The organism is Flavonifractor sp. HCP28S3_F3, assembly GCF_052065355.1.
Taxonomy (GTDB): domain Bacteria; phylum Bacillota; class Clostridia; order Oscillospirales; family Oscillospiraceae; genus Flavonifractor.
In genome coordinates this window covers 153,874-173,847 of the sequence record NZ_JBQHUF010000005.1, presented here as the reverse complement: position 1 = coordinate 173,847, position 19,974 = coordinate 153,874, and the positions used below count along the sequence as shown (strand labels likewise).

General features: G+C 62.9%; 17 protein-coding genes. 15 read left to right on the top strand and 2 right to left on the bottom strand.

Annotated elements, in window-relative coordinates:
- Positions 1-12: 12 nt before the first annotated feature.
- Together ACTNB1_RS07030 and ACTNB1_RS07025 are read right to left on the bottom strand one after the other, a co-directional pair.
- A complete protein-coding gene (locus ACTNB1_RS07030; RefSeq protein WP_441168545.1) occupies positions 13-1,182 on the bottom strand; it encodes a YibE/F family protein in 1,170 nt (389 codons plus the stop codon).
- Between the two features lie 78 nt (positions 1,183-1,260).
- Positions 1,261-2,823, bottom strand: coding sequence for an alkaline phosphatase (locus tag ACTNB1_RS07025; protein WP_441168544.1), 1,563 nt, complete (start codon positions 2,821-2,823; stop codon positions 1,261-1,263).
- A 187-nt stretch (positions 2,824-3,010) separates the two neighbouring features.
- Here ACTNB1_RS07025 and ACTNB1_RS07020 point away from each other — a divergent pair, with 187 nt between their 5' ends.
- The 15 genes from ACTNB1_RS07020 to ACTNB1_RS06950 all read left to right on the top strand — a co-directional run bounded on the left by ACTNB1_RS07020 (position 3,011) and on the right by ACTNB1_RS06950 (position 19,960).
- Positions 3,011-3,721: a hypothetical protein gene (locus ACTNB1_RS07020; protein ID WP_441168543.1), complete on the top strand. Its 711-nt coding sequence runs from the start codon at positions 3,011-3,013 to the stop codon at positions 3,719-3,721.
- A gap of 148 nt (positions 3,722-3,869) precedes the next feature.
- Complete coding sequence (greA, locus tag ACTNB1_RS07015; protein WP_441168542.1) at positions 3,870-4,343, top strand: transcription elongation factor GreA; 474 nt, start codon at positions 3,870-3,872, stop codon at positions 4,341-4,343.
- A 12-nt stretch (positions 4,344-4,355) separates the two neighbouring features.
- A complete protein-coding gene (lysS, locus tag ACTNB1_RS07010) occupies positions 4,356-5,861 on the top strand; it encodes a lysine--tRNA ligase (RefSeq protein WP_441168541.1) in 1,506 nt (501 codons plus the stop codon).
- Positions 5,862-5,961: 100 nt separating this feature from the next.
- Complete coding sequence (locus ACTNB1_RS07005; RefSeq protein WP_441168540.1) at positions 5,962-7,344, top strand: TrkH family potassium uptake protein; 1,383 nt, start codon at positions 5,962-5,964, stop codon at positions 7,342-7,344.
- A 29-nt stretch (positions 7,345-7,373) separates the two neighbouring features.
- The gene (locus tag ACTNB1_RS07000) at positions 7,374-8,027 is read left to right on the top strand and encodes a potassium channel family protein (protein WP_441168539.1); all 654 of its coding nucleotides are present in this window, start codon (positions 7,374-7,376) and stop codon (positions 8,025-8,027) included.
- An 11-nt stretch (positions 8,028-8,038) separates the two neighbouring features.
- Positions 8,039-8,797, top strand: coding sequence for a TrmH family RNA methyltransferase (locus ACTNB1_RS06995; protein ID WP_441168538.1), 759 nt, complete (start codon positions 8,039-8,041; stop codon positions 8,795-8,797).
- Positions 8,798-8,818: 21 nt separating this feature from the next.
- The gene (gene dprA, locus ACTNB1_RS06990) at positions 8,819-10,054 is read left to right on the top strand and encodes a DNA-processing protein DprA (RefSeq protein WP_441168537.1); all 1,236 of its coding nucleotides are present in this window, start codon (positions 8,819-8,821) and stop codon (positions 10,052-10,054) included.
- Between the two features lie 14 nt (positions 10,055-10,068).
- Positions 10,069-12,348, top strand: a complete 2,280-nt coding sequence (topA, locus tag ACTNB1_RS06985; protein WP_441168536.1) for a type I DNA topoisomerase — start codon at positions 10,069-10,071, stop codon at positions 12,346-12,348.
- An 18-nt stretch (positions 12,349-12,366) separates the two neighbouring features.
- Positions 12,367-13,692: a methylenetetrahydrofolate--tRNA-(uracil(54)-C(5))-methyltransferase (FADH(2)-oxidizing) TrmFO gene (gene trmFO, locus ACTNB1_RS06980; protein ID WP_441168535.1), complete on the top strand. Its 1,326-nt coding sequence runs from the start codon at positions 12,367-12,369 to the stop codon at positions 13,690-13,692.
- Complete coding sequence (plsX, locus tag ACTNB1_RS06975) at positions 13,689-14,729, top strand: phosphate acyltransferase PlsX (protein ID WP_441168534.1); 1,041 nt, start codon at positions 13,689-13,691, stop codon at positions 14,727-14,729. The genes trmFO and plsX overlap by 4 nt, the downstream gene beginning before the upstream one ends.
- Before the next feature lie 88 nt (positions 14,730-14,817).
- Positions 14,818-15,051 carry an acyl carrier protein gene (acpP, locus tag ACTNB1_RS06970; RefSeq protein WP_130868773.1) on the top strand — a complete coding sequence of 78 codons (234 nt, stop codon included), beginning with the start codon at positions 14,818-14,820 and terminating at the stop codon, positions 15,049-15,051.
- Positions 15,052-15,116: 65 nt separating this feature from the next.
- Complete coding sequence (rnc, locus tag ACTNB1_RS06965; RefSeq protein WP_441168533.1) at positions 15,117-15,788, top strand: ribonuclease III; 672 nt, start codon at positions 15,117-15,119, stop codon at positions 15,786-15,788.
- A gap of 123 nt (positions 15,789-15,911) precedes the next feature.
- Positions 15,912-19,490, top strand: coding sequence for a chromosome segregation protein SMC (smc, locus tag ACTNB1_RS06960; RefSeq protein ID WP_441168532.1), 3,579 nt, complete (start codon positions 15,912-15,914; stop codon positions 19,488-19,490).
- Between the two features lie 8 nt (positions 19,491-19,498).
- Positions 19,499-19,714: a hypothetical protein gene (locus tag ACTNB1_RS06955; protein WP_441168531.1), complete on the top strand. Its 216-nt coding sequence runs from the start codon at positions 19,499-19,501 to the stop codon at positions 19,712-19,714.
- A gap of 12 nt (positions 19,715-19,726) precedes the next feature.
- Positions 19,727-19,960, top strand: a complete 234-nt coding sequence (locus ACTNB1_RS06950; protein WP_441168530.1) for a hypothetical protein — start codon at positions 19,727-19,729, stop codon at positions 19,958-19,960.
- Positions 19,961-19,974 lie beyond the last annotated feature (14 nt).

Below are 19,974 nucleotides of genomic sequence, written 5' to 3'. Positions count from 1 at the left end.
GAAGCGGCGGATTTACTCCGCCGCTTCTTTTGCGTTCAGGGGAAGGCTCTGTCTGCCCTTTGCCAGCAGGAACCCGCTGGTGAGGGCGGTAAAGGGAGCCACGGTGACCAGTCCGAAGGAGCCCACCACTGTGTGGATGATCTCGGAAGCCACATATTTATAGTTGAGGATGTTGTCCACCGGAGTGCCCTGTGCCATGAACACCATCAGCAGGGCCACATAGCCGCCGGAGTAGGCCAGCAGCAGAGTAGTGGTCATGGTGCCCATGGCGGCCCGGCCCACGTTCATGCCCGAGCGGGCGGCCTCCCACCGGGAGATGTCCGGCCGCTTCTCCACCACCTCGTACACTGCGGAAGTGATGTCCACGCTCAGGTCCATCACCGCGCCGGAGGCCCCGATGAAGATGGAGGCCATGAAGATCTGGGTCAGATTGAGGTGCTGGTACCCGGCGTACAGCAGGCTCTCCGAGTAGGCCATCACCGCCCCGTGGATGCGGAACAGATTGGTAAAGGCAATGCCCAGCACGCAGGTCACCAGGATGCCCAGGCAGGCTCCAGACACGGCGGAGGCGCACCGGCGGTCAAAGCCGTACACCAGGGCGATGATCAGGACGGTGAGGAACAGGGTGATGACCAGCCCCACCCAGATGGGGTTGAAGCCCTTCAGGTAGAGAGGCACCAGCACCTTCCACAGAGTGAGCACCGTCAGGACGAAGGAGGCGATGGCCCGTATGCCGGTGCGTCCGGCAAAGAGGATAAGGAACAGGGCGAACAGGACGGCCAGCAGACCCTCCCAGCCCAGCCGGTAGTGGTCGGACATGGTGACGTTGGTAATGGTGTCCCCGTCGTGGCTCACCACCACCATGGCCTTGTCCCCGGGGGCGAACAGCTTGTCCTGCTCCAGGGATCCGTTGAGCATGTTGACGCCGGTGACGGTCTGGCCCGCAAAGGCTCCGTCCAGCAGTTCCAGGGTGCAGCGCTGCTCCCCGGAGCGCACCAGACCGGTGTCGACGATGGTGGAGTCGTCGGTGGCCACCACCCGGGCGGTGCATCGCTCCGCCTCCTGGTAGAGCAGAGCCCCTTCATATCCGGTGGGCAGGAAGAACAGGACGAGAATGGCCAGCAGACACACCAGCACGGGGGCGTTGTAGCGGACTGACCGGGAGATGGAAGGCAATTTCATAGCGGTACCTCTTTATGGAATATTGCCGCAGCCCCGCCCAAAAGGCGGGGCTGCGGTGCGATAGGGAAAGGCGGGAAATCAGTCGACGTTCAGCATGTCGGCCAGCTTGTTGTACACGTCGGTGTTGTCGTAGTAGCCGTTGAACACCTCGGCGTTGAGGCCGTGGGCCAGCACGGCTACCGGCAGGCCGGTGTGGCTGTAGGAGGTGAAGGAGATGCCGGACTTGTTGTTCAGAATGTGGGTGATGGTGACTGTCAGGGGCTCGTAGGTGCCGTAGAGGACGTACTCCTCCTGCTCGTACTGGCTGGCGGCGGTGCCGTTGATGCTCTTCTCATAGGCGGCCTTCAGCTGGCTGAGCTCGTAGTCGGTGAGGACCAGCTTGTCGCCTTCCTCGCCCTGGGTCTTCAGGCCGAACAGCTCTTCCACGTCCTTGAGCACATCCTCGAAGGAGGTCTTGTTCTCCTTATAGCCGGCCACATAGTCACTGTCGAACTTGGCGAAGGAGATCTTCTGGGCCTCCAGCAGGTCCAGGTAGGTGTCGTAGTCGGTGCCGGCGAAGCCGATGGTCAGGCCGCCGGTCTCGTGGTCGCCGGTGACCAGGATCAGGGTCTCGTCAGCGTGCTCCTTGGCGAAGTCGATGGCCACCTGCACCGCGTCGGCCAGAGCCTGGGTGTCGTGGATGGTAGAGGCGGCGTCATTGGCGTGGCAGGCCCAGTCGATCTTGCCGCCCTCGCACATCATGAAGAAGCCGTCCTCGTCCTGCTCCAGGACCTCGATGCCCTTGGAGACGTGGTCGGCCAGGGACCACATGTCATCGGTGCGGTCCAGCTCGTAGGCCATGGCGTCGCCGTCGGCCAGGTGCTCGTCAATGATGATGACGGGACCCTCGGTAACGGCCTCGGCCTCAGCCTGGGTCTTGACCACGTTGTAACCCGCCTGCTCAGCCAGGGCGTACAGGTCCTCCTGATCGCCCTCGGCGCCGGTGGGCTTCAGCAGGCCGCCGCCGGAGAAGTACTCGAAGCCGGACTCCACCAGCTCCAGGCCGATCTCATAGTAGTCGTTGCGGCTGGCCTGATGGGCGTAAAAGGCGGCGGGGGTGGCGTGGTTCAGGTTGACGGAGGAGATGACGCCCACGCTCATGCCCAGCTGATCGTGGACCTTCTCGGCGATGGTCTCATAGGGGGTGGTGCCGGTCTCGTCCATGTTGATGGTGCCGGAGTAAGTCTTGTGGCCGGTGGAAAGAGAGGTGGCGGTAGAGGCGGAGTCGGGGCAGAAGCTGTTGGAGTCATAGGTAACGGCGGAACCGGCCGCCTCGAAGTTCATAAAGTTCAGGTACTCAGGACCGTCCAGCGTGGCGCCGTTGTTGTCGTCCAGGCTGGGCTCGGCCTGCCAGTAGTCGTCGTCATTCAGCGCACCCAGGAAGTCGGATGTGGACTGGATCTGAGGATAGCTCATGCCGTCGCCGATAAACAGGAACACATACTTGGGAGCCTTGACGGCGTCGGTATTCACCACAGGGGACTCCACCATAGGCTGGGCAGAGGGCGTGGGGGTGCCGGCTGTAGAATTGCTGCAGGCGGTGAGGGCGCTGCCCAGGGACAGGGCGGCCAGGGACAGGGCCAGGGGTCGCTTCCAGTTCATTCCTCCAAAACATATCATTCTTATGCTCTCTCAGAGACATGTGCATCATACCGAAAAGGGGAGGGGACGCTCTACCACGCTTCGGTAAAGAAGGGAAAAGCCTGTGTAAGGGTGTGTAAAGAACGGGCAAAGCGGGGGCGCATAATCCGCCGGCGGACGCATACCCTGTTGCCGAGGTGAAAGGTCTATGATCGGCGTAATGGAGCTGACGGCGGAGAAGGGGAGAAAGCCGGTGCTGGTGCGGGAGGGGCTGCTGGGCCTGCGCTGCCTGCGGGTCCAGGTCCCCATACCGGAGCGGATGGGGGAGAGGCGGGCTCGCCGCCGCATCGAGAAGGGAGCCAGGGCTCTGGGCCAGGCGGGGGTGCGCCGGGTACTGACGGCGTCGGACTTCCCCTACTGGGAGGAGCTGCGCCAAAACGGCCTGCGGCCGGTGGAGGTGGAGCCCTTTTGCCAGGCCCTGGCGGAGCCGCTGACCCTGGCGGCCCTGCGGCGGAGGAGGGTGCCGCCCACCCAGGCGGTGGTTGCCCTGTCCGGCCCCAGTGTCAGCCGCTGGCTGCTCCAGGCGGCCCGGCAGCTGTGTCCCCAGGTGCGCTGCCTGGCCGTGGATGTGGCGGCGGGCGGAGCGGAGCTGTCGGACTGGCTGTGGCGGGAATTCGGCGCGGCGGTGGTGGACCCGGGGGCGGGCCGCCGGGCGGATGTGGCCCTCCGCTTCGGGCCGGGAGGCATGGAAGGGGATACCATTTTTTCCCTCTGGGGGCAGTCGCCGGACCTGGCGGGCTTTCGTCCCCTGCCGCCGGACGGGGCCGCGGAAGGGGAGCTGGACGTGCTTCCTCTGTTGTCTCTGCTGTGGGAGGAGGGGCGGCTGGACCTCCGGAAAATCAGGATTTCTTCCACCTAGTTCCAAATTATTGACTTGACAGGAGGAATCAAACTACATATAATATCGTATTAACGTGGCGGAATGTTTTCTAATGAAAAGATCGGACAGCCGAGAGCGGCGTCTTTTTTATCGTGAGAGCAAGTAAGGAAAGGTGTGCACGATCGACATGGCGAAAGAATTCAAACTGAGCGCGGAGCGCCTGGAGGAGCTGAAACAGGAGCTGAACTATCTGAAAACGGTCCGTGAAAAGGAAGTGGCCGATCAGATTAAGGAAGCCCGTTCCTTCGGCGATCTGTCTGAGAACAGCGAGTACGACGAGGCCAAGAACGAGCAGGGCAAGCTCTACTCCCGCATTGCGGAGGTGGAGAACATCCTGTCCAACTACGTGGTCATCGAAGAGCATGAGAGTGATCCCAATTCCGTCCGTTTGGGCTCTAATGTAAAGGTATTGGACCTGGAGTTTGAGGAGGAGGAGACCTACCAGGTGGTGGGCTCTCAGGAGGCCGATCCCATGAACGGCCGCATCTCCGAGGACTCCCCCTTCGGCAAGGCCCTGCTGGGCCGCGCGGTAGGCGAGGAGGTCCAGGTGGAAGCCCCCGCCGGTGTATTAAGGTATCGTATCCTAGAGATTCAAAAGTAAGGAGCAAGAACAATGAGTACTGAAGAGAGAAGCGTCAATCAGCCTGAGGAGCAGCAGAACCTGTCCGAGCAGCGGCTCATCCGCCGCGCCAAGCTCAAGGAGCTTCAGGACGCCGGTCAGGATCCCTTCCAGATCACCAAATATGTGGTGAAGCATCACTCCACTGATATCAAGGAGAACTTCGACGCCCTGGAGGGTACCGAGACCTCCATTGCCGGCCGCATCATGTCCAAGCGCGGCATGGGCAAAGCCGTGTTCTGCGACCTGCAGGACGGCAAGGGCCGCATCCAGCTGTATGTTCGTATCGACGAGCTGGGCGAGGAGGCCTTTGCCAAGTTCAAGAAGACCGATATCGGCGACATCGTGGGCGTGGAAGGCGAGGTCTTCAAGACCAAGCGCGGCGAGATCTCCGTCAAAGCCCACAAGGTGACCCTTCTCTCCAAGTCTCTTCAGCCTCTGCCTGAGAAGTTCCACGGCCTGACCGACAAGGAGACCCGTTACCGTCAGCGCTATGTGGACCTGATCATGAACGAGGATGTGCGCCGCGCCTTCCAGATCCGCACCGCCTTTATTCGGCATATGCGCAAGTATCTGGATGACCGGGACTACATGGAGGTGGAGACCCCTGTTCTGAACACCATCTCCGGCGGCGCCACCGCCCGGCCCTTCATCACCCACCACAACACCCTGGATATCGACATGTATATGCGTATCGCCACCGAGCTGCACCTGAAGCGCCTGGTGGTGGGCGGCTTTGAACGGGTGTATGAGATCGGCCGCATCTTCCGCAACGAGGGCATGGATCCCAAGCACAACCCGGAGTTTACAACCATTGAGCTGTATGAGGCCTATGCCGACTTCCACGATATGATGGATATTGCTGAAGGTGTACTTTCCTCCGCCGCCAAGGAGATCCTGGGTTCCTACCAGGTGAAGTGGTTGGGCGTGGATATCGACCTGACCCCCGGCTGGAAGCGCCTGACCATGATCGACGCGGTCAAGCAGTATGTGGGCCTGGACTTCAACGCCATCTCCGACGACGAGACCGCCTGCAAGGCCGCCGAGGCCATGGGCATCGACCTGGAGGGCTGCGAGCGCACCTGGGGCACCGCCCTGTACGAGGCCTTTGACCAGCGGGTGGAGGAAAAACTGATCCAGCCTACCTTTATTACCATGTATCCCGTGGAGGTCTCCCCCCTGACCAAGCGCTCTCCCGCCGATCCCCGGCTCACCGAGCGGTTTGAGCTCTTTATCAACCACTGTGAATTCGCCAACGCCTTCTCCGAGCTCAACGATCCCATCGACCAGCGCGGCCGCTTCGAGCACGAGCTGGCGCTCCGGGATATGGGCAACGACGAAGCCGGCATGATGGATGAGGACTTCATCAACGCCCTGGAGTACGGCCTGCCCCCCACGGGCGGCATGGGCATCGGCATCGACCGTGCGGTCATGCTGCTGACCGATTCCGACTCCATCCGCGACGTGATCCTGTTCCCCACCATGAAGCCCCTGGACTAATCAGAACTGGCATACCGGAGGAATTTGATTCCTTCGGTATGCTTTTCTGCGTAAAACACAGGTGCGCGGAGTACTGTGATCCGCGCCGGGAGGTCCCATTGTGATCAGAAAAATCGCGCTCTGGATGCGTAACGTATTCATCCGCAACCGGAGCCTGAACGCCACCCGTGTGGTGGCGGCTTCTTTCGCAGTTATCATTTTGGTGGGGGCGCTGCTGCTTACCCTGCCCATTGCGTCCCGGGACGGGCAGAGCGCCGGCTTTTTTACCGGCCTGTTCACCGCCACCTCTGCCACCTGCGTCACCGGACTGATTCTGGTGGATACCTGGGTGCAGTGGTCCCTGTTTGGACAGCTGGTCATTCTGGTTATGATCCAGCTGGGCGGACTGGGCTTTATGACGGTCATCACTCTGGTGTCCTTTGCCCTCCACCGCCGCATCGGCCTGTCCGAGCGGCTTATCATGGTGTCCACCCTGAACCTGAACGACCTGGACGGCGTGGTGCGTATGGTGCGCCACGCCCTGATGGGCACCTTCCTGATAGAGGGGATCGGGGCGGTGATCCTGGCGGCCTGCATGATCCCTGAGTTCGGCCTGCTGGGCGGGATCTGGCGGGGGATCTTCCACGCCGTGTCCGCCTTCTGCAACGCGGGCTTTGATCTGCTGGGCGGCCGGTTCGGCGCCTATTCCAGCCTGGCCGGATATAATAACAACCCGGTGGTGCTCCTGACCATCGGTTCCCTGATCGTGGTGGGCGGCCTGGGCTTTTTCGTCTGGGAAGATATTTTGGAAAAGCGCAGCATCCACCGCCTGTCGGTGTACAGCAAGATGGTGCTGCTGATGACCGTCCTGCTGATCCTGGGGGGCGCGGCCTTTTTCCTTGTGGAGGAATACAGCAATCCCGCCATTCTGGGGGATATGCCGCTGGGCCAGAAGATCTATAACGCGCTGTTCCAGTCCATCACCCTGCGTACCGCCGGCTTCGACGCGGTGGGTCAGGGCGGCCTCAGCGATACCAGCAAGGCCTTTTCCTGTATCCTGATGCTGATTGGCGGTTCCTCCGGCTCCACCGCCGGCGGCCTGAAGACCGCTACCGTGGCGGTGCTGCTGCTGGCTCTCCGCTCCGGCCTGGCCGGGCGGGAGCAGGTGACCTTCCGGGGCCGGACCATCCCCTATCGCCGGGTGCTCAACGCCATGACCCTGGCGCTGGTGATGCTGTTTTTGTTCCTGGTGGGGTCCATGGTGATTTCCACAGCGGAGGACCTGCCCTATCTGGACTGCGCCTTTGAGGTGGCCTCCGCCATGGGCACGGTGGGTCTGACCACCGGCCTTACCCCCACGCTCAGCCCCTTCTCCCAGAGCCTGATCATCCTGCTCATGTATACCGGGCGGGTGGGCGTGCTCTCCTTCTCCATCGCGCTGATGACCCGGACGCGGAGTGCGGCCAAGATCAGATACCCTGAAATGAACATCATGATCGGATAAGCGATCTCATTCGGAAGGACGTGTAAGGATTGAAGACCTTCGTTGTCATCGGCCTGGGCCGGTTCGGCAGCGCCGTGGCCACGGAGCTCAGCTCCCTGGGCCATGAAGTGCTGGCCCTGGACGACTCCGAGGAAAATGTGGAAAAAGTAGCGGACAAGGTCACCCACGCGGTGACGGGCGACGCCCGTGACCCGGCGGTGCTCCGTGCCCTGGGCGTGCGCAATTACGACTGCGCCATCGTGGCCGTGGGCGTGGATGTAGGCACCTCCGCTCTGGTGACCCTGAACCTGAAGGAGCTGGGTGTCCGGCAGGTCATCTGCAAGGCCCAGAGCCATGTCCACCGGAAGGTGCTGGAGAAGATCGGCGCCGACCGGGTGGTGTTCCCCGAGCATGAGATGGGCGTCAAGCTGGCCCAGGGCCTGTCCAGCTCCAACGTGCTCAACTTCATCGAGCTCAGCGACGACTTCGGCATCGTGGAGACCACGGTCCCCCGGGAGTGGCAGGGCAAGACCATTGTAGAGCTGAATGTGCGTGCCAAGTACAAGGTGAACATCATCGCCGTGCGGAAAAAGGGCCTGGAGGCCTTTGACGTGACCCCCGGTCCTGATACCCGGATGGAAGCGGGAGACGCGGTGGTCGTTCTGGGCCGCACGGAAGACGTCAACCGGCTCCAGGATCTGTAATGGAGCGTGCGATGGAACGAATCACCAGCCGCCAGAATCCGCTGATCGCCCGCCTGCGGAAGCTGGGTACGGACAAAAAGACCCGGCGGGCGGAAGGTGCCTTCCTGTGTGAGGGGACCAAGCTGGTGGAGGAGGCCCTGAAGTGGGGCGCCCAGGTGGAGACCCTGGTGGCGGCGGAGGGGACACAGCCTCCCAGCCAGCTGCCGGAAGGGGTCCGGCTGGTAGAGGTGCCCGCCGATGTGCTCAAGTCGGCCTCCACCGTGGATACCCCTCAGGGGATGCTGGCCGTCTGCCGCACCCCTGACCTGACCCCGCCTGAGACCCTGACGCCCGGCCGTTACCTGGTGCTGGACGGGGTGCAGGACCCGGGCAACGTGGGTACCGTGTGGCGGACCGCCGACGCCTTCGGGGCGGAGGGCCTGATCCTGCTGCCCGGCTGCGCCGAGCCCTTTGCTCCCAAGACGGTGCGGGCCACCATGGGGGCCTGCTTCCGGCTGCCGGTGTGGGAGCTGACCCTGGAGGAGCTCACCGGCCTGCTGGACCGGGCGGGGCTGTCCCTGTACGCCACCGCTCTGCGTGAAGATACCGCCGACCTGCGGCAGGCCGACCTGGAGCGGGCGGCGGTGGTCATCGGCAGCGAGGGCCGGGGCGTATCGTCCCAGGTCCTGGCCGCCTGTCAGGCTACCCTGAAAATACCCATGCGGGAGCGCTGCGAGTCTCTGAACGCCGCCGTGGCCGCGGCCATCGTGCTGTGGGAGGGCTGGCGCTAAAGATAAGGAAAGGAGAGGACCATGGCCGCGATATCCTACCTGATTTGGCTGACCACCCGGGACAGCATCCGGGCGGATATGGCGGTGGGCCTGCTCCGTCACTTTGGTACGGCGGAGGCGGTCTATTACGCCGACAGGGCGGAATATGACCTGCTCCGGATCCCGCCCCGCCTGCGCGATTCTCTGCTGGACAAGAAGCTGGACGGTGCCGAGGGTATTTTGGAGCGGTGCGACCGGCAGGGCATCACCCTGCTCACCTGTCAGGACGCCGCCTACCCCGAGCGGCTGGGTCAGCTGGACGACCACCCTCTGGTCCTCTATGTGAAAGGCAAGCTGCCCCGTGTGGACAAAGAGGTGGCCATAGGCATGGTGGGCAGCCGGAAATGCACCCCCTATGGACAGACCATGGCGGGCCGTATCTCCATGGACCTGGCCCGCAGCGGCGCGGTGGTGGTGTCCGGTATGGCGGAGGGAATCGACGCCGCGTCCCTGAAGGGAGCCCTCCAGGGCGGCGGCCGGGTGATCTCGGTGCTGGCCGGGGGCGTGGACGTGGTCTATCCCGCCTGCAACCGCTGGCTGTACGAGGATATCCAGACCTCCGGAGCCTTGATTTCAGAAAATCCGCCGGGTACCCGGCCAGAGGGCTGGCGGTTTCCCATCCGCAACCGAATCATCAGCGGCCTGTCTCTGGGTGTGCTGGTGGTGGAGGCCGCTGAGCGCAGCGGAGCCCTTATCACCGCCCATGACGCCCTGGACCAGGGCCGGGATGTATTCGCCGTTCCCGGTCCGGCGGACGCCCCCATGAGCGGGGGTACCAACCTGCTGATCTCCCGGGGCGAGGCCAGACTGGTCCGCTCGGCCTGGGATATCCTGTTGGAATATACGGGACAATATCCCCAGAAGCTGACCTTCCCGCCGCCCCTCACCGTGGAGGAGAGCGACGCCCGCCTGGCCCCTGAGCCTGCTCCCACAGGGAATACGGAGGCTGAGGCCCCGGCCCCTCCGGCCAGTGAGCAGGAGGAGCCTGACCTGCCGCTGAAGAGCGGGGCGGAATTTGACCGCCTGGGGGAGGAGCAGCGGGAGATCTTCCTGCTGCTGGCCCAGCACCGGCTCACCGCCGAGGATATCGTGGGCCGTACTGAGATCCCCGCCCGGCGGGTGAATACCGCCCTGACCATCTTACAGTCCCAGGGCTATCTGAAGGAATTACCGGGCCGGCGGTTTACCGCCGCCGTCCGTTTCGACCAAGACCGATAAAGGAGTATCAAGCTGTGGCAAAATCGAATCTGGTGATCGTAGAGTCACCGGCAAAGGCCAAGACCATTGGAAAATATCTGGGCCCCGGCTATGAGGTGAAGGCCTCCATGGGCCACGTCCGCGACCTGCCCAAGAGCAAGATCGGCGTGGATGTGGAGCACGGCTTCACTGTGGACTACCAGCCCATCAAGGGTAAGGAAGAGGTCATCACCGACCTGAAGAAGGCCGCCAAGAAGAGCGACAAAGTCTTTCTGGCCACCGACCCGGACCGGGAGGGCGAGGCCATTTCCTGGCATCTGAAGGAGATGCTGGGCATCCCGGACGACAAGACCTATCGCGTGACCTTCAACGAGATCACCAAGAAGGTGGTCAACGACTCCATTGCCAATCCCCGGGCCATCGACATGGACCTGGTGAACGCCCAGCAGGCCCGCCGGGTGCTGGACCGCATCGTGGGCTATCAGATCTCCCCGCTGCTGTGGAAGAAGATCCGCCGCGGCCTGTCCGCCGGACGGGTGCAGTCGGTGGCCACCCGGCTGGTGTGCGAGCGGGAGGAGGAGATCCGCGCCTTTGTGCCCCAGGAGTACTGGTCCCTGGAGGCCGACCTGGCCCGCATCGCCCCCAACCTGGGTCAGTTCAAGGCCAACTTCTACGGCCGGGAGAAGAAGGTAGAGCTCCACAGCAAGGACGAGGTAGACGCCGTCGTGGAGGCTGTAAAGAGTGCGCCCTTTACCGTCACTGGTGTCAAGCGGCAGGATAAGCTGCGCAGCCCGGCGCCTCCCTTCATCACTTCCACCCTCCAGCAGGAGGCCAGCCGCAAGCTGAACATGACCCCCCGCCGCACCATGTCCATCGCCCAGCAGCTGTATGAGGGCGTGGATATCGCCGGAGAGGGCACCGTGGGTCTGATCACCTATATGCGTACCGACTCCCTGCGCCTGTCCGACGAGGCCACCGCCGCCGCCCGCAGCTTCATCCTGGCCCGGTACGGCGAGAACTACTACCCCGGCAAGCCCCGGGTGTACAAGACCAAGTCCGGCGCTCAGGACGCCCACGAGGCCATCCGGCCCTCCAACGTGAATCTGACCCCGGAGGACGTGAAAAAGGACCTGACGGCGGAGCAGTACAAGCTGTACAAGCTGATCTGGAGCCGCTTCCTGGCCTGCCAGATGGCTTCCGCCGTGTACGACAGCGTGTCCATCGAGGTGGAGAGCGCCGGCTACACCTTCCGGGCCAACCACTCCGCCCTGAAATTCTCCGGCTATACCGCCGTGTATGTGGAGGGGAAGGACGAGGAAGAGGAGGCCGCACAGTCCCCGCTGCCCGACCTGAAGGAGGGGGAGAAGGTGGATCTGAAGGGGCTCAAGCCCGATCAGCACTTCACCCAGCCCCCCAACCGCTACACCGAGGCCACCCTTATCAAGGCCCTGGAGGAAAAGGGCATCGGCCGACCCTCCACTTACGCCCCCACCATCTCCACGATCCTGGACCGGGAATATGTGGTGAAGGAGGGCCGGAACCTGCGGCCCACCCCTCTGGGCGAGGTGGTCACCGGCCTGATGAAGGACAAATTCACCGACATCGTGGATACCGCCTTCACCGCCAACATGGAGGAGCAGCTGGACGAGGTAGAGACCGGGAAGGTGGACTGGAAAAAGCTGCTGGGCCAGTTCTACGACGGCTTTGAGAAGGAACTGAAGCAGGCTGAGCAGGACCTGGACGGAGAGCGCATCAAGGTGCCCGACGAGGTGTCCGATGTGATCTGTCCCAAGTGCGGCCGCAACCTGGTGTTCAAGTCCGGCCGGTTCGGCCGGTTCCTGGCCTGCCCCGGCTGGCCGGAGTGCGACCACACCCAGCCCATCGTGGTGGAGATGCCGGGAAAATGTCCCAAGTGCGGAGGCAAGATCCTGAAAAAGACCTCCAAGCGGGGCTTTGCCTACTACGGCTGTGAGAACAACACCAATAAGGACGAGGCCCGCAAGTGCGACTTTATGACCTGGGACGTGCCGGTGAAGGACAACTGCCCCTCCTGCGGCCATACCCTGTTCAAGAAGTCGGGCCGGGGCTTCAAGAAGCCCTTCTGCATCAACCCCGAGTGTCCCAACTTCCTGCCTGAGGACCAGCGGGGCTATAAGAAAAAGACCACCACGGAAACCCCGGCGGAGGGCGCCCCTCCCGAGGAGGAGAAGAAGCCCGCCAAAAAGGCAGCGGCAAAAAAGACGGCAGCCAAGAAGCCTGCCGCGAAAAAGACCGCAGCCAAGAAAACCACCACCAAGAAGAAAGACGAATCCTGATCCAACAAAGGAGAACCCATGGAACCTGTCATCGTCATCGGCGCGGGTCTGGCCGGATCGGAGGCCGCCTGGCAGCTGGCTCAGCGGGGCATCCCCGTCATTTTGAAAGAGATGAAGCCGGAAAAAATGACCCCCGCCCACCACACCCCCTGGTTCGGGGAGCTGGTGTGCTCCAACTCTCTGCGCTCCAACCAGCTGGAGAACGCGGTGGGTCTGCTGAAGGAGGAGCTGCGGCGGATGGGCTCTCTCATCATGGCCTGTGCCGACGCCCACCGGGTGGAGGCAGGAGGCGCCCTGGCGGTTGACCGCCACGGCTTTGCCCAGGCCATCACCCAGCAGGTGAGGAGCCATCCCCTGATCACCGTAGAGGAGGGAGAGGTCACCGCCATCCCGGCGGAGGGCAATGTGATCATAGCCTCCGGGCCCCTCACCTCTGACCCTCTGGCCCAGGCCATCCGGGACTTTTTCCCCGAAAGCCACGGCCTGAACTTCTATGACGCCGCCGCCCCTCTGGTCAGCTTTGAGAGCGTGGATATGGACAGCGCCTTCTTCGCCTCCCGGTATGACAAGGGAACGCCTGACTATGTCAACTGCCCCATGACCGAGGAGGAGTATAACGCCTTCTGGGAGGAGCTGTGCCACGCCCAGGAGGCGGAGGTCCACGGCTTTGAGGACAAAAACGTGTTCGAGGGCTGTATGCCGGTGGAGGTCATGGCCCGCCGGGGCAAGCAGACCCTGTGCTACGGCCCCCTGAAGCCCCGGGGCCTCCGGGACCCCAAGACGGGGAAGGAACCCTTCGCCGTGGTGCAGCTGCGCCGGGACAACGCCGAGGGCAGCATCTACAACCTGGTGGGCTTCCAGACCCATCTGAAGTGGCCGGAGCAGAAGCGGGTGTTCTCCATGATCCCCGCTCTGAAGAACGCGGAGTTCGTCCGCTACGGGGTGATGCATCGCAACACCTATCTGGATTCCCCCCGGCTGTTGGACCGGTACTACCGGGTGAAGAAGGAGCCCCGCATCTGCTTTGCCGGTCAGATCACCGGCGTGGAGGGCTATGTGGAGTCCACCGCCTCCGGCTTCCTGGCGGCGGTGGAGCTGGCCCGGCGGCTGAAAGGAATGGCCCCTGTGGACTTCCCCAAAGAGACCGCCGTGGGTGCGCTGGCCCTGTACATCAGCGACGAGAGCGTGACTGACTTCCAGCCCATGAATGTGAATTTCGGCATCATCCCGCCCCTGGGCTACCGGGTGAAGGGCAAGCGGAACAAGAACGCCGAGCTGTCCAAGCGGGCGCTGGAGATTCTGGATACCCTGGACACAGAGAAAGTAGAGGAGAGAACGGTATGAAGATCATCGTAGACGCCATGGGCGGCGACAACGCGCCGGTATCCAATGTGCGGGGCGCGCTGGCCGCGGTCCGCGAGCTGGGTGTGGAGGTCATCCTGGTGGGCCGTGGGGAGGATATCCTCAAGGTCCTGAAGGAGGACGGTATCGACGATCTGCCTCCCGGACTGGAGATCGTCCACGCCTCCGAAGTGGTGGAGATGTGCGACAACCCGGCCACTGCCTTCCGGGAGAAGAAGGACTCCTCTCTGACGGTGGGCCTCAACCTGCTCAAGGGCGGGGACGGGGACGCCTTCGTGTCCGCCGGAAGCACCGGCGCGCTGCTCTCCGCCGCCACCCTGATGGTCAAGCGGGTGCGGGGTATCCGCCGGGCGGCTCTGGCCCCGGTGGTGCCCACGGGCGCGGGCGGCGCGGTGCTCATTGACTGCGGTGCCACTGCCGAGTGCACCCCGGAATACCTGCTGCAGTTCGCCTTCATGGGCTCCTACTACGCTGAGCGCGTGCTCAAGCGCCCCGAGCCCAAGGTGGGCCTGCTCAACATCGGCGCGGAGCCCTCCAAGGGCACCGACCTCCAGCGGGAGGCCCATGCTCTGCTGACCGAGGCCGACAAGGCCGGCCGCATCCATTTCGTGGGCAACGTGGAGGCCCGGGAGGCGGTGTTCGGCCAGGTGGACGTCATCGTGTCCGACGGCTACTCCGGCAACATCTTCCTCAAAACCATGGAGGGTACCGGCGGCTTCATGGCCAAGCAGCTCAAGGCCATGTTCATGAAGAATATCTTCACCAAGCTGGCCGCGGTGCTGGTGTCCGGCGGGCTGAAGGAGTTTAAGAAAATGATGGACTCCGGCGAGGTGGGCGGTACCGCCCTTATCGGTATCTCCAAGCCGGTGATCAAGGCCCACGGCTCCTCCAATGACTACGCCATCAAGAACGCCATCCGCCAGGCCCGGGATTTCGCGGCCTCCGGTATGATCGACGATCTGGTGGAGAACATCGACCACATGCGCCTGCCTGCTGCCGGTCAAGTGGAAAAAATTTGAGGATACCTATTGACAGGCGGTGGAAACTTGCCTATTATCATAGTGCAAACAAGCCGTTGTATGACGGCAACGACAGGAGTAGATGAACATGATTTTTGAGAAGATCGCCGCTCTGCTGGCCGAGCAGTTCGGAGTGGAAGCAGACAGCATCACCATGGACACCTCCTTCGAGGATCTGGGCGCCGACTCCCTGGACATCGTGGAGCTGACTATGGCTGTGGAGGAGGAGTTTGGCCTGGAGAACATGGACGAGGATGATCTGTCCGGCATCTCCGTTGTGGGTGACCTGGTCAATTATCTGAAGTCCAAGCTGGAAGACTAAAGAGGATGCAGCACAGGGAGCCCCGCCGCTGGCGGGGCTCCCGCTTTGAAAGGAAGGGAACAGCGATGGAAGCGCTGGAGGAAAAGCTGGGCTATCGCTTTACGAATCGGGCACTGCTGGAGAACGCCCTGACCCACAGCTCTTACGCCAACGAGAACAAGGCAAAGGGTGCCCAGAGCAATGAGCGGCTGGAGTTTCTGGGTGACTCGGTGCTGGGCATGGTGACGGCGGACTATCTGTACCGTACCCACCCGGACCTGCCGGAGGGCGATCTGACCCGCACCCGTGCGGCCCTGGTGTGCGAGGGCAGCCTGGTAGAGGTGGCCCAGCAGCTGAATCTGGGTGCCTATCTGAAGCTGGGCAAGGGCGAGGACGCCGGCGGCGGCCGGGAGCGGCCCTCTATCGTGGCCGACGCGGTGGAAGCCGTGCTGGCGGCGGTCTATCTGGACGGCGGCATCGGTTCGGCCCGCAAGATCATCCAGCGGTTCATCCTGGACTGCGAGGAGGAGAAGAGCGCCAGCCGGGACTACAAGACCGCCCTCCAGGAGCTGGTCCAGCGGGAGAGCGGCCAGGTGCTGGGCTACCGGCTCATCGGCGCCGAGGGCCCCGACCACGCCAAGGTCTTTTCGGTGGAGGTGGACCTGAACGGCGCCGCCATCGGCCAGGGTCAGGGCCGCAGCAAAAAAGAGGCGGAGCAAGCTGCAGCCAAGGCCGCCATCGAGAAGCTGAAAGGCTGAATACGGCAAAGGGACCACGGCAGACGCCGTGGTCCCTTTTTGCGGTGGAATGGTCCCAAAAGGATTTGCAATAAGGTTCATTTCTTGATATAATATTTTATTCAGAAGTAAGTTTGCGGCGAGGTGCGTGCTTTGTATTTAAAAGCGCTGGAGATCCAGGGATTCAAGTCGTTTCCCGACAAGACGGTGCTCTCCTTCGGGGAGGATATCACCGCCATCGTGGGCCCCAACGGCAGCGGAAAATCGAATATCTCTGACGCCATCCGCTGGGTCATGGGTGAGCAGTCCACCAAGGCCCTCCGGGGCGGAAAAATGGAGGACGTGATCTTCGGCGGCACCGCGCTGCGCAAGCAGCAGGGCTTTGCCGAGGTCTCCCTGGTACTGGACAACACCGACCACCTGTTCCCCCTGGAGGAGAGCGAGGTCATGGTCACCCGGCGGTACTACCGCTCCGGGGAGAGCGAATACTACATCAACCGCCGTTCCGTCCGCCTGAAGGACGTGAACGAGCTGTTCATGGACACCGGTCTGGGCCGTGAGGGCTACTCCATCATCGGTCAGGGCCGCATTGACGAGATCCTGTCGGTAAAGAGCGGCGATCGCCGGGAGATCTTTGAGGAGGCCGCCGGCATCTCCCGCTTCCGCCACCGGAAGGAGGAGGCCGAGCGCAAGCTGGAGCGCACCCAGGAGAATCTGGTGCGCATTACCGACAAGATCGACGAGCTGGAGCTCCAGGTGGAGCCCCTGCGCAACCAGAGTGAGAAGGCCAAGAAGTTCCTTATCCTCCGGGACGAGCTGCGGGGTTTGGAGATCTCCCTGTGGCTGGACCAGCTGGAGAAGATCCGGGCGGGTGCCATCAAGACCCTGTCCGACTTTGAGAACGCCGTCCGCCAGAAGGAGGAGGCCCAGGTCAAGGTAGAGAAGCTCTACGCCGCGGCGGAGGATTTTTCCGCAAAAATGCGGGACAAGGACGTGGAGGCTGAGGGCGTCCGGTTCCAGATGATGCAGAAGCAGGCCGACGCCAACAGCCTGGAAAACGCCATCGCCGTACTGAAAACCAATATTCAGAACAACCTGGAGAACCGGGACCGCATCCAGCGGGAGCTGGACCAGCAGGAGGGCCGGGCCGACTCGGTGGCTGCCCAGATCGACGACCGCCGGAAACGCCTGGCGGAGCTGGAGGAGCAGCGGGCCAAGCTGCAAACCCAGCTAGAGGAACGCCAGCAGGAGGCCCGTCAGGCCGCCCATTCCGCCGGCAGCCTGGCTGACGAGCTGGAGCAGCTGCGGCAGAAGGAGTCCATGGAGACTGCCTCCGCCGCCGACGCCAAGGCTCTGCTGTCCGCCCTGGCTGCCGCCGAGCAGGAGCTGCTGGACCGGGACGAGAGTCTGCGGCAGGAGCTCTCCGCCGGTGAGGACCGGCTGAACGAGACCCGAGAGACCCGCAAGGAGGCCGCCGCCGCCCTGGACAAGGCCCAGGAGGACCGGGAAAGCCTGCAAAATATCATCAACGGCTACAGCCTGCGGGTGGAATCCCGCCAAAAGAAGGCCAAGGAAGCGGAGGAGCGCCACGTCAAGCTCCAGATGGAGGAGAACGCCATCCGCTCCCGCATCCACATGCTCTCCGAAATGGAGAAGATGTATGAGGGCTACTCCAAAGCGGTCAAGCTGGTGATGGGGGAGTCCAAGAAGGGCCAGCTCAGAGGTATCCACGGCCCGGTGGCCGGACTCATTCATGTGCCGGACGCCTGCGCCGTGGCCATCGAGACCGCCCTGGGCGGCGCCATGCAGCACATCGTGGTGGAGCGGGAGGAGGACGGCAAGGCCGCCATCCAGTACCTGAAGCGCCGGGACGGAGGCCGGAGCACCTTCCTGCCGCTCACCTCCATGCGCCCCTCCGACTTCCGGGATCAGGGCGTGCGGAAGGAGCCCGGCTTTGTGGGCCTGGGCAACGAGCTGATCCAGTTCGATGCACGGTATGAGAAGGTCTTTTCCAATCTGCTGGGCCGCACGGTGGTGGCCGAGGATATGGACAAGGCCATCGCCATGGCCCGGAAATACAGCTATCGATTTAAAATCGTCACCCTGGACGGCCAGGTGCTCAACCCCGGCGGCTCCATGACCGGCGGCTCGGTGTCCCGCAGCGCGGGCATCCTGAGCCGAGCCAACGAGCTGGAACGGTTGAACCAGCAGGCGGGGGGCGTCACTCAGCAGCTGGCTGAGGCCGCCCGTGCCATGGAGGAAGCCAAGCGGGAGGCCACCGCCGCCGCCTACGAATTGGAGACTGCCCAGGGCCAGCAGCGCCGGCATGAGGACGACATCCTCCAGCTGAAGGAGCGGCTGAGCCACCTGGACAGCCAGCTTGCCGACCTGGAGCGCCAGCGCTCCGGCCAGCAGGAGGAGCTGCGCCAGGTCCAGGCCCGGTCTGCCCAGACCGAGACCGATATCCAGGCCGCCCGGCAGCGCATCCAGGAGCTGGAGGGCTCCGCCGCCGCCCTGCGGGCCGAGGCCGAGGGCAAGGCTCAGGGCCAGAGCGCCATGCAGGAGCAGGCAGCCGCTATCGGGGAGGCCATTGCCGAGCTGAATGTCAGCCTGGCCGCCTTGGAGGCGGAGGAGCAGGCCTCCAAAAAGTCCCTGGACGAGCTGGAGGCTTTGAAAGCCGACCTGACCGGCGACCGGGCGGAGCGGCAGAAAATGCTGGACTCCTTCCAGGAGAAGAACGACGGGCTCCAGGCCCAGATCGGGGAGAAGGAGCGGGCACTCCAGGCCCTCCGCCGGGAGAACGAGGACCAGCAGGCGTCCATCACCCGCATCAACGAGGAGAAACTGGCCCTGGAGGCCCAGCGGAACCAGGCCGACAAAGAGGCCCGGGACAAAAACAGCGAATTGTTAAACTTACAGCGGGAGGTCTCCGTCTTAGAACAGAAGAAGGCCGCCGCTGCCATGGAAGAAAAGAATCTGCTGGACAAGCTGTGGGAGACCTACGAGCTGTCCCACGAGGCGGCCAGGGCCCAGCGGGTGGAATTGGAGAGTGTCCCCAAGGCCCAGCGCCGGGTAGGGGAGCTGAAACGCTCCATCTCCTCTCTGGGCAACATCAACCTGGACGCCATCGAGGAGTTCGAGCGTATCAACGAGCGGTATACCTACCTCACCGACCAGCGGGACGACGTGACCCGCTCCAAAAAGGAGCTGGAAGATATCATCGCAGGCATCACTGAGGAGATGCGGAATATCTTCTCCGCCCAGTTCGCCCTGCTCAATGAGGCTTTCCAGCATACCTTTGTGGAGCTCTTCCGGGGCGGCAAGGCCACCCTGGAGTTGGAAGACCCGGACGATATCCTGAACTGCGGCATTGAGATCAAGGTCCAGCCTCCCGGCAAGGCCCTGAAGGTGCTCTCCCTGCTCTCCGGCGGCGAGAAGGCCTTTGTGGCCATTGCATTGTACTTCGCCATCCTCAAGGTGCGGCCCACCCCCTTCGTGGTGATGGACGAGATCGAGGCCGCCCTGGACGATGCCAACGTGGTGCGCTTTGCCAACTACATGCGCCAGATGGCGGACAAGACCCAGTTCATCGTCATCACCCACCGCCGCGGCACCATGGAGGAGGCCGACGTGCTGTACGGCGTTACCATGCAGGAGCAGGGCATCAGCCGACTTTTGACTATTAATCTGAATGATGTGGAAAAGGAACTGAACATTAAGTAAGATAGGTCGTGGGTCAGCGCGCAAACCTGCGTTTTCCGCCCAACCCCGGCAAAGCCCAGCGCAGCGGGTTTGCCGGGGAGAGGAGGCACAAGGGAGCGGGCGAGAAATGCCCGCTGGCGGGTGTTTCGAGCGGAGCGGACTTTGGGCCGACGAAGGAGCAGGGCATCAGCCGCCTGCTGACCATCAATCTGAATGATGTAGAAAAGGAACTGAACATTAAGTAAGGAGCGTTGGAAATGGAGCGAGCATATAAGGCACGCAAGATCATGGAGCGCATGTCCATCGTGGCGGCGCTGCTGGTCTGCCTGGCGCTGATCACCCAATTCATCCTGCTGTTTGTGGCGGGCCTGGTGCTGATCGCCGTGGCTGTCGGTATCCTGCACCTGTACTGGCGCTGCCCGGACTGCGGGGCCTTTTTGGGGGTCAGCAAGACAGACAAGTGCCCCAACTGCAAGCGGCCGATTGAATAAGAAAGGAATTTGGA